Source organism: Salmonella sp. 5800 (genome assembly GCF_046558195.1).
Taxonomy (GTDB): Bacteria; Pseudomonadota; Gammaproteobacteria; order Enterobacterales; family Enterobacteriaceae; genus Salmonella; species Salmonella enterica.
Genome location: NZ_JBGDOX010000014.1, coordinates 81,682 through 91,382, shown reverse-complemented (window position 1 = coordinate 91,382; position 9,701 = coordinate 81,682). Strand labels below are relative to the sequence as shown.

At 52.7% G+C, this 9,701-nt stretch carries 7 protein-coding genes; 2 read left to right on the top strand and 5 right to left on the bottom strand.

Features of this window, described 5'->3' with window-relative positions; translation table 11 throughout:
* Window positions 1-105: 105 nt before the first annotated feature.
* The 4 genes from hemG to pepQ are packed head-to-tail and all read right to left on the bottom strand — an operon-like array spanning window position 106 to window position 4,098.
* Complete coding sequence (hemG, locus tag ACLJZ5_RS20770; RefSeq protein ID WP_000853982.1) at window positions 106-651, bottom strand: menaquinone-dependent protoporphyrinogen IX dehydrogenase; 546 nt, start codon at window positions 649-651, stop codon at window positions 106-108.
* A gap of 11 nt (window positions 652-662) precedes the next feature.
* On the bottom strand, window positions 663-2,114 hold the full coding sequence (trkH, locus tag ACLJZ5_RS20765) for a Trk system potassium transporter TrkH (protein WP_000545688.1): 1,452 nt from the start codon (window positions 2,112-2,114) through the stop codon (window positions 663-665).
* Between the two features lie 38 nt (window positions 2,115-2,152).
* On the bottom strand, window positions 2,153-2,767 hold the full coding sequence (locus ACLJZ5_RS20760) for an IMPACT family protein (RefSeq protein WP_000378897.1): 615 nt from the start codon (window positions 2,765-2,767) through the stop codon (window positions 2,153-2,155).
* Complete coding sequence (gene pepQ, locus ACLJZ5_RS20755) at window positions 2,767-4,098, bottom strand: Xaa-Pro dipeptidase (RefSeq protein ID WP_000444529.1); 1,332 nt, start codon at window positions 4,096-4,098, stop codon at window positions 2,767-2,769. The genes ACLJZ5_RS20760 and pepQ overlap by 1 nt, the downstream gene beginning before the upstream one ends.
* Before the next feature lie 189 nt (window positions 4,099-4,287).
* Between pepQ and fadB the strand changes: the two genes are divergently transcribed.
* Window positions 4,288-6,477 carry a fatty acid oxidation complex subunit alpha FadB gene (gene fadB / locus ACLJZ5_RS20750; RefSeq protein ID WP_000966000.1) on the top strand — a complete coding sequence of 730 codons (2,190 nt, stop codon included), beginning with the start codon at window positions 4,288-4,290 and terminating at the stop codon, window positions 6,475-6,477.
* 9 nt (window positions 6,478-6,486) lie between these two features.
* The gene (fadA, locus tag ACLJZ5_RS20745) at window positions 6,487-7,650 is read left to right on the top strand and encodes an acetyl-CoA C-acyltransferase FadA (protein ID WP_000438778.1); all 1,164 of its coding nucleotides are present in this window, start codon (window positions 6,487-6,489) and stop codon (window positions 7,648-7,650) included.
* A 196-nt stretch (window positions 7,651-7,846) separates the two neighbouring features.
* Here the strand turns inward: fadA and ACLJZ5_RS20740 are convergent, their stop codons facing one another.
* Window positions 7,847-9,670 (bottom strand): aryl-sulfate sulfotransferase, encoded by a 1,824-nt coding sequence (locus ACLJZ5_RS20740; protein WP_000669887.1) that lies wholly within the window; start codon window positions 9,668-9,670, stop codon window positions 7,847-7,849.
* Window positions 9,671-9,701 lie beyond the last annotated feature (31 nt).

Sequence of the window (9,701 nt, the reverse complement as noted above, 5' to 3'; positions counted from 1 at the left end):
TGCCGTTGTTCCGTGTCAGTGGTGGCGCATTATAGGGAGTTATTTCTGCCTGACAAGAGGAAATTTAAAATAATTTTCTGAGTGCGCACTTTTTATTCTTTGCGTTTATTTTGCCGACGATTTGTTGGTTAAATGGGCTATTTCACGGGCAAAGTGCGCAACCTGCTCCCAGTCGGTGTACACCACTTCTTTACTGGTATCCGTTTCGCCGCCCGACATCTTCATAATAAGCTTGATCATCAGACGGTCATACCAGCGATAGCGGGGATAGCGAAGCGCGCCTGCAATGACGGCACAGTAGTCAGGTCGCCACGGAGAGCTCATTAAAAACTTACGCGCATAGCTGTTAGTCTGCGGCGTCCGTTTTTCAGCTTTACGCGCCACCAGGTTAACGGAATAAAAGGCGCTCGGCATTCCGTTCAACCGCGTGGCGTATTTCTTAACGAACTCCTGAAAGGCGCTGTGGTAATGGCCATAACGAATAGACGCGCCAATCACTACGCGATCATAGCTATCCCAGTCCGGTTCTTCTGCGCGATGCAGATTAACGACATCGGCCCAGATCCCCATCTCTTTGAGTTCAGAAGCCAGATAAGAGGCAATTTCGCGCGTTTGTCCGTCCCGGGTAGAGAAAAGAATCAATGTTTTCACGTGTTACTCCATTATTCACGCCAGAAAGTCGGGGTAAAAAGTACCAGCAAAGTGAATACTTCCAGACGACCAAATAGCATGTTGGCGATGAGTATCCATTTCGCAACCGGATTCATACTGGCGAAGTTATCAGCAACCACCCCCAGCCCCGGTCCCAGGTTATTAAGCGTAGCCACTACCGAGGCGAAAGCCGAGAAATCATCTACGCCTGTAGCGATAATGGCCAGCATACTGACGATAAATACCAGCGCGTAGGCAGAAAAGAATCCCCAGACGGCTTCCAGAATACGTTCTGGCAGCGCCCGGTTCCCCAGCTTAATACTGTAAACGGCATTCGGATGCACCAGACGTTTGAGTTCGCGGTTCCCCTGTTTAAACAACAACAGAATACGGATGACCTTTAACCCCCCGCCCGTTGACCCGGCGCAACCGCCAATAAACGCGGAACATAGCAGCAAGACGGGCAAAAACAGCGGCCAGCGCGCAATGCTGTCCGTGGTAAACCCTGCCGTTGTCGCCATCGACACAACCTGGAAGAATGCCTGATTTAGCGTTGTCAGCGCCGAGTCGTAGATATTATGGAACCACAGTACCAGCGTGCAGATCACCACCAGCGTCAACTGTACGCCGATGAACATGCGGAATTCCGGATCGCGCCAGTATACCTTCAGGCTACGCCCGCTTAATAAAGAGAAATGCAGGCCATAGTTACAACCGGAGATCAGAAGGAAAATAGCGATGATGGTATTAATAGTGGGACTATCAAAATAGCCTACGCTGGCGTCATGCGTTGAGAAGCCGCCGATAGCGATAGTGGAGAAGCTGTGTCCGATAGCGTCAAACGCGGGCATCCCTGCAAACCATAGCGCCAGCGCGCAGGCTACCGTTAGCAAGACATAGATAAGCCACAGCGTTTTCGCCGTCTCGGCAATACGCGGGCGCATTTTGTTATCTTTCAACGGCCCCGGCATTTCCGCCCGATAGAGCTGCATCCCCCCGACGCCGAGGATAGGGAGAATCGCCACCGCCAGCACAATGATCCCCATACCGCCAAACCATTGCAGCATCTGACGATAAAAGAGAATGGCGTGCGGTAATGAATCCAGCCCCACCAGCGTAGTGGCGCCCGTGGTGGTTAACCCGGAGAACGATTCAAAAAAAGCATCGGTAATGGTGAGGTTTGGGCTTTCCGAGAAAATAAACGGCAGCGCACCCACGCTGCCCAGCACGGTCCAGAACAGCACCACGATAAGAAATCCTTCGCGGGATTTCAGCTCGCCCTTTTCCCTACGGTTCGGCCACCACAGTATGGAACCGATCGCCAGCGCGACAAAAAAGGTCTGCGTGAACGCTCTTCCTGCGCCATCACGATATATTAGCGCTACCAGTCCCGGGAGAATCATTGTCCCCGAAAATAAGATAACCAGTAGTCCAACGATTCGGGTAATGGCGCGAAAATGCATCTCTGCCGCTTCCTTTATTCTTAAAAATGAGGTGGGGATTATTCTTCAATCGCTAACAATTGCAATGAACCACGGCTAAAATCCGCCAGTTTTGTGGAAAATGCATTCACATGAGCAAAAGGAAGCGCCACCCTGAGCCGAACAGACGCCTGATAATCGCTGGAAACGATCTTCCCGGCAAACTGTCCTAATAATGCTTCGATTCCGGCCAACTGACCGTACTCACACTGCAAAGTATATTCGGTTAATGGCGTCTTGCGTTGTGTGGCAAGCTGACGTAATGCCTGATTCACACCGCCGCCATAGGCTTTTACCAGCCCGCCCGTACCCAGCAGAATACCACCATAGTAGCGCACGACGACGGCAGTAATCTCTCCGACGCCGCTGCCCATCAATTGCGCAAGCATCGGCTTGCCTGCCGTTCCCGCCGGTTCGCCGTCGTCTGAAAAGCCCAGTTGCTGTGAGTCGTCCGGCGCCCCCGCCACCCACGCCACACAATGGTGGCGCGCATCAGGGTGCTCAGCTCTGACTGACTCAACAAACGCTTTCGCCGCGTCTACGCCATCGGTATGCGCCAATAGCGTAATAAAGCGGCTTTTTTTGATCTCTTCAACAACGGTGACCGGCGCTGCAGGGATTAACCAACTGTCCATTACGCCAGTTTTAAATCCCGCGTCATGTTTTCCACGCCGTTTTCGTGGATGACCACGTTATCTTCAATGCGAATACCGCCGAAAGGCTTGAGCGCTTCAATTTTCTGCCAGTTGAAGTGCTTGCTGAACGGGCCTTCGCGCCACGGCGCTAACAGCGATTCGATGAAGTAAATCCCCGGTTCGATGGTCAACACCATTCGCGGCTGTAACACACGCGTGCAGCGCAGATACGGGTATTTGGACGGCGCGGCGAGATGCGTACCGGAATCATCCTGCATAAACCCGGCCACATCGTGTACCTGCAGACCCAACGGATGACCAATACCGTGCGGCATAAACGGCCCGGTGAGATCATTTTCCACCATCGCCTCTTCACTCATGTCGGTAATGATTTGATGTTTACGCAGCAGCTTTGCGATGCGCTGATGGAACTGAATATGATAATCCACATAGCTAACGCCCGCCTTCATGGTAGCGATCAGCGCCAACTGTTCGTCGTTAACATCTTTCACCAGGTGGGCGTAGTCGTTATCGCTTTTCGCCGACCAGGTTCGCGTCAGATCCGCCGCGTAGCCGTTGTATTCCGCGCCCGCATCCAGCAGGAAACTGCGCATTTCAGACGGTGCCTGATGATCCAGTTTCGTGTAATGCAGCACGGCGGCATGTTCGTTCAGCGCCACAATGTTGCTGTATGGAACATCGGTATCGCGATGTCCCGTGGCGGTCAGGTACGCCAGGTTGATGTCAAACTCGCTCATGCCGGAACGGAAGGCCTCTTCCGCCGCACGATGACCGCTCACCGCCATTTTCTGCGCTTCGCGCATACAGGCCAGTTCATAATCCGTTTTATAGGCGCGGTAGTAATGCAGATAGTCGATAACACCTTTCGGGTTGATGTTGCTGGCGGCGATATCCAATTGTAGCGCGCGCTCAGGAACCGGGCCGATATAGCCGATATTGCCACGCGCGGCAGGCAGCTGGCTGCCGATGCCATCCGCTTTCGGTAAGGCGACGACCTCGACTTCTTCTGTCCAGAAGGACGTTGGCAGCGGTTCAACGTTATGCCAGTAATCGACTGGCAGATAAAACCACAATTTGGGTTTGTTGACGCCATCGACCAGCAGCCAGCAATTTGGAACCTGAGTTACCGGCACCCACGCTTTAAACTGCGGATTGACCTTAAACGGATAAGGGTGATCGTCGAGAAAGACGTTGAAAAGCTCGCCGGAATGAATAAGTAACGCATCCAGCTTAAAGCGCGCCAGAACATCGCGCGTCCGTTCTTGTAAGGTAACAATATGATTTTTATAGAGCGCGGCCAGTGATTCCATTTTTTACCCTTCTGTTTTTTTGACCTCAAGTTTCCGCATCTTAGCACATCGCCCCACGAGAGCGTGATCTCTGCCGAGCGTGATCACATCGGCATTTCTTTAATCATTTATTTGCATTTTATTAACACAAAATACACACTTCGCTTCATCTGGTACGACCAGATCACCTTGTGGATTCAGGAGACTGACATGCTTTATAAAGGCGACACCCTGTACCTCGACTGGCTGGAAGATGGCATCGCCGAACTGGTGTTCGATGCTCCAGGCTCGGTCAATAAACTCGACACCGCAACCGTCGCCAGCCTCGGCCAGGCGCTTGAGGTGCTGGAAAAGCAACACGATTTAAAAGGGCTGCTGCTGCGCTCGAATAAAGCGGCCTTTATTGTCGGCGCGGACATCACCGAATTTCTTTCACTGTTCCTCGTCCCCGAAGAGCAGTTAAGCCAATGGCTGCATTTCGCTAATAGCGTCTTTAACCGTCTGGAAGATTTACCCGTACCGACCCTTGCCGCCGTAAACGGCTATGCGCTGGGGGGCGGGTGCGAATGCGTACTGGCCACCGATTACCGTCTGGCGACGCCAGACCTCCGTATCGGTCTGCCGGAAACTAAACTGGGCATCATGCCGGGTTTCGGCGGCTCCGTTCGTCTGCCGCGTATGCTGGGCGCAGACAGCGCGCTGGAGATTATCGCGGCAGGTAAAGATGTCGGTGCTGAGCACGCGCTGAAAATCGGCCTTGTGGACGGCGTGGTCAAACAAGAGAAGCTAATTGAAGGCGCGATAGCGGTGTTACGCCAGGCCATTACCGGCGATCTCGACTGGAGAGCTAAACGCCAGCCGAAACTGGAACCGTTGAAACTCAGTAAGATTGAAGCGGCGATGAGCTTTACCATCGCTAAAGGCATGGTCGCACAAACGGCGGGTAAACATTATCCGGCGCCGATGACCGCAGTGAAAACCATTGAAGCCGCCGCGCGTTTTGGTCGTGAAGAAGCGTTGAATCTGGAAAATAAAAGCTTTGTTCCGCTGGCGCATACCAATGAGGCTCGTGCGCTGGTCGGTATCTTCCTCAACGATCAATATGTAAAAGGTAAAGCCAAAAAGCTGACCAAAGATATTGAGACGCCGAAACAGGCAGCCGTACTGGGCGCGGGCATTATGGGCGGCGGTATCGCTTACCAGTCGGCCTGGAAAGGCGTACCGGTCATCATGAAAGATATCAACGATAAATCGTTGAACCTCGGCATGACCGAAGCGGCCAAGCTGCTGAACAAACAGCTGGAGCGCGGCAAGATCGACGGTCTGAAGCTGGCGGGCGTCATTTCGACCATCCACCCGACTCTCGATTATGCCGGTTTCGATCGCGTAGATGTTGTTGTCGAAGCGGTAGTCGAAAATCCGAAAGTCAAAAAAGCGGTACTGGCGGAAACCGAGCAGAAAGTGCGCCCGGAAACCGTGCTGGCCTCAAATACCTCCACCATCCCAATTGGCGAACTGGCAAGCGCCCTGGAACGTCCGGAAAACTTTTGCGGAATGCACTTCTTCAACCCGGTACACCGGATGCCGCTGGTTGAAATCATTCGCGGCGAGAAGAGTTCAGACGAAACCATTGCCAAAGTCGTCGCCTGGGCCAGCAAAATGGGCAAGACACCGATTGTAGTCAACGACTGCCCCGGCTTCTTTGTTAACCGCGTGCTGTTCCCCTATTTCGCCGGTTTCAGTCAACTGCTGCGCGACGGCGCGGATTTCCGCAAGGTCGATAAAGTGATGGAAAAACAGTTCGGCTGGCCGATGGGCCCGGCCTATCTGCTCGACGTGGTGGGTATTGATACCGCGCATCACGCGCAGGCGGTAATGGCGGCAGGCTTCCCGCAACGGATGCAGAAAGAGTATCGCGACGCGATCGACGCATTGTTTGACGCCAGCCGTTTTGGGCAAAAAAACGGTCTGGGCTTCTGGCGCTATAAAGAAGACAGCAAGGGTAAGCCGAAGAAAGAAGAAGATGCCGCGGTGGATGACCTGCTGGCAAGCGTCAGTCAGCCGAAACGCGACTTCAGCGACGACGAGATAATCGCCCGTATGATGATCCCGATGATTAACGAAGTGGTTCGCTGTCTGGAAGAAGGCATTATCGCAAGCCCGGCGGAAGCCGATATGGCGCTGGTCTACGGCCTGGGCTTCCCTCCGTTCCACGGCGGCGCATTCCGCTGGCTGGATACACAGGGCAGCGCGAAATATCTTGATATGGCGCAGCAGTATCAACACCTCGGCCCGCTGTATGAAGTGCCGGAAGGGCTGCGTGATAAAGCGCGCCATAACGAACCGTATTATCCCCCGGTTGAACCAGCCCGTCCGGTTGGTTCTCTGAAAACGGCTTAAGGAGTCACAATGGAACAGGTTGTCATTGTCGATGCTATTCGCACCCCGATGGGCCGTTCGAAGGGCGGCGCGTTTCGCAACGTGCGGGCAGAAGATCTCTCCGCCCACTTAATGCGTAGCCTGCTGGCGCGTAATCCGTCGCTTACAGCGGCGACCCTCGATGATATTTACTGGGGCTGCGTACAACAAACGCTGGAGCAAGGCTTCAACATTGCCCGTAACGCCGCGCTGCTGGCAGAAATTCCCCATTCGGTACCGGCGGTCACCGTCAACCGTCTGTGTGGTTCCTCGATGCAGGCGTTACACGATGCAGCGCGAATGATCATGACCGGCGATGCGCAGGTTTGTCTGGTTGGCGGCGTGGAGCATATGGGGCACGTGCCGATGAGCCACGGCGTGGATTTTCACCCGGGTCTGAGCCGCAACGTCGCCAAAGCGGCAGGGATGATGGGGCTAACGGCGGAAATGCTCTCCCGCCTGCACGGCATTAGCCGGGAAATGCAGGACCAGTTCGCCGCCCGCTCTCACGCTCGCGCCTGGGCCGCTACCCAGTCTGGCGCATTCAAAACGGAGATTATCCCGACTGGCGGTCATGATGCAGACGGCGTGTTGAAGCAGTTTAACTACGATGAAGTGATCCGCCCGGAAACCACGGTCGAAGCGCTATCAACGCTGCGTCCGGCATTTGATCCGGTTAGTGGCACGGTCACGGCGGGCACCTCATCCGCGCTTTCCGATGGCGCAGCCGCCATGCTGGTAATGAGCGAAAGTCGTGCCCGTGAGCTGGGCCTGAAACCTCGCGCCCGTATTCGCTCAATGGCAGTGGTGGGTTGTGATCCGTCAATTATGGGTTACGGGCCGGTTCCGGCATCAAAACTGGCGTTGAAAAAAGCGGGACTGTCGGCCAGCGATATCGATGTGTTTGAGATGAACGAAGCGTTTGCCGCACAGATCCTGCCATGCATTAAGGATCTGGGATTGATGGAGCAGATAGACGAGAAGATCAACCTCAACGGCGGCGCGATCGCGCTTGGTCATCCGCTCGGCTGCTCCGGAGCACGTATCAGCACCACGCTTATCAACCTGATGGAGCGCAAAGACGCGCAGTTTGGTCTGGCGACGATGTGTATTGGTCTGGGTCAGGGCATCGCCACGGTGTTTGAGCGGGTTTAATCAAAGATAATATCCCCTAAATAACTCGCATTGCAGCGCAGCGGCAACTGAGCGAATCCCCGGGCACATAGATAACTATGTGCCCGGGGTGAGCAAAGGCAGCCAACAAAGAGGCTGCGCGAATTATGACGGGAAACAGTTTAGTTGCCGTTTTTCCCGCCCGTCAGGGGCGGGTTTTTTCACCGTATGGCCCGTTCTACTCAGTAAGCGCTTTGGTCAGGCTAAATGGCATAGCTTGATATCCACGCGCACCATGTATTTGCATTTCGACCGCAGGCTCTTTTTCTCCCCATTTGAACTCTTCCAGATACGGATTAGGCAAGCTGGTAAATGCGCCTACCGACAAATCAAACGCACCACCTGCTGTTGCGGAATACACGAACACAGAATTCTTGTCAGTCTGGTACTCGGTGATAGAGGTTACCGGGCTAAACCACTCGTTCCCGCGCTCTTTACCGTATTGCCAGATCTGTTGGACTGTCTTGTTTTTCTGGTCGATTTTGTAAATCACGGAGCGGCTGTATTTCATACTCTGCATAGCAGGCTGTTCTAAGCCGCGGCCATCGCCATTGTCGAAAGCGGAAAGGTATAAGATATCGCCTTTACTCTTACTATCAATTTTAAAAGCCGTATGTTGCGTCCATGTCCAGTCGAAGTCACCCTCGCAGCCACTGTCCTGGCAAGCGATTTTTTGGCCTTTGCTATCCACTGGCGTCAGAATTGCGGCATTAAATGGCGCTTTCCAGCCAGCAGGCGTACCCAGTATCCACTTCACTTTCTTATCGCGGCCGATTTTGATAATCGCACTCTGGTGGCGGGAGCTGATGATGATGGAATCATCTTCACTGTCATAGTCGACGCTGTTGACATGCGCCCAGTTGCGGCCAGCCCCACTACCCACGATATCCCCGAATTTGTCGGAGGAGTCCAGCGCCGCCAGATCTTCTTCGCTCAACGTATGGCCGGACTGGCTGGCGTCGATATTCAGGCACACAGCGCCCTGATCGAGGGTTTTCATTATCACATCACGATAAGGATCGAGGATATCAAACAGACGCCATTCATCCACTACCACGCCGTTCTGATCAACTTCGGCAATCACATCACGCACGGTACGAACATTTTTCCCATCAGGACGTTTATAGTTAGAGCTGGCTACACGCAGGAAGTAGTGACCGTTGGCCGCGTTATCCATTGAGTGTGAAAAATCGTTATAATTATCCGGCAGGCGGCGGTTAAAGATTTCACGCCCCATGATATCGTATTTCACATAACGCTGACCGTAGCCCCACGATAGTGCGCCATCCTGGTTTTGTTTAAAGCCCATCATAACGCCAGCACGATAAATTGACTTTAAATCATAAATTGAACTTGGATTCATAAACCAACGAATATCACCGGAGGTGTCGATAATAGCGTTAGCTGTAGTGAAGTTCCATTCTAATGCACCCCCAGTAGGGTTGTTCCAGACAGTACGCGTTCCATTCCCAGACTTATCTTTCGTATTATTCAAAAGATACAAGCGATCTTTAAATTCTGGGGAAACCTTTTTAACATCGATAGTAAAGAGTGCTGATTGTTCTTCTTTTGTACCCGCCGATTCAATATAGGCAGGCGGTGCATACATTTTATAGCTTTCTTTTATATTTTCGGTTTTACTACCCTGGATTCTTGTATATTCAACTTCAACGGTATTGACATAATCTGGGTAAAGACCAAAGACGGGAATACCGCCATACGTTAAAAGGTATTTATTATTAACTTTATACGCGATCTCCTGGCCATTTTCTTTGGGGACAATCCGCACATGCACGTCACGTAACTGGTAACCGCCATTACGAATAACGGCGGTTAGCGGCGCGATATCATAGGGGTTCATAACAACTTCGCCAATTTTTCCCTGGACCTGATAGTCCACTTTAGCGCCGCTGGCGCCGCCGATGGCGAAAGCAGTAGAAGGTACTGATGACAAAATTGCAACAGATAATGCGAGAGAAGTTAAAGCATATTTAAATTTCATAACACTCTCCATCTTATAAATAAATAACTAA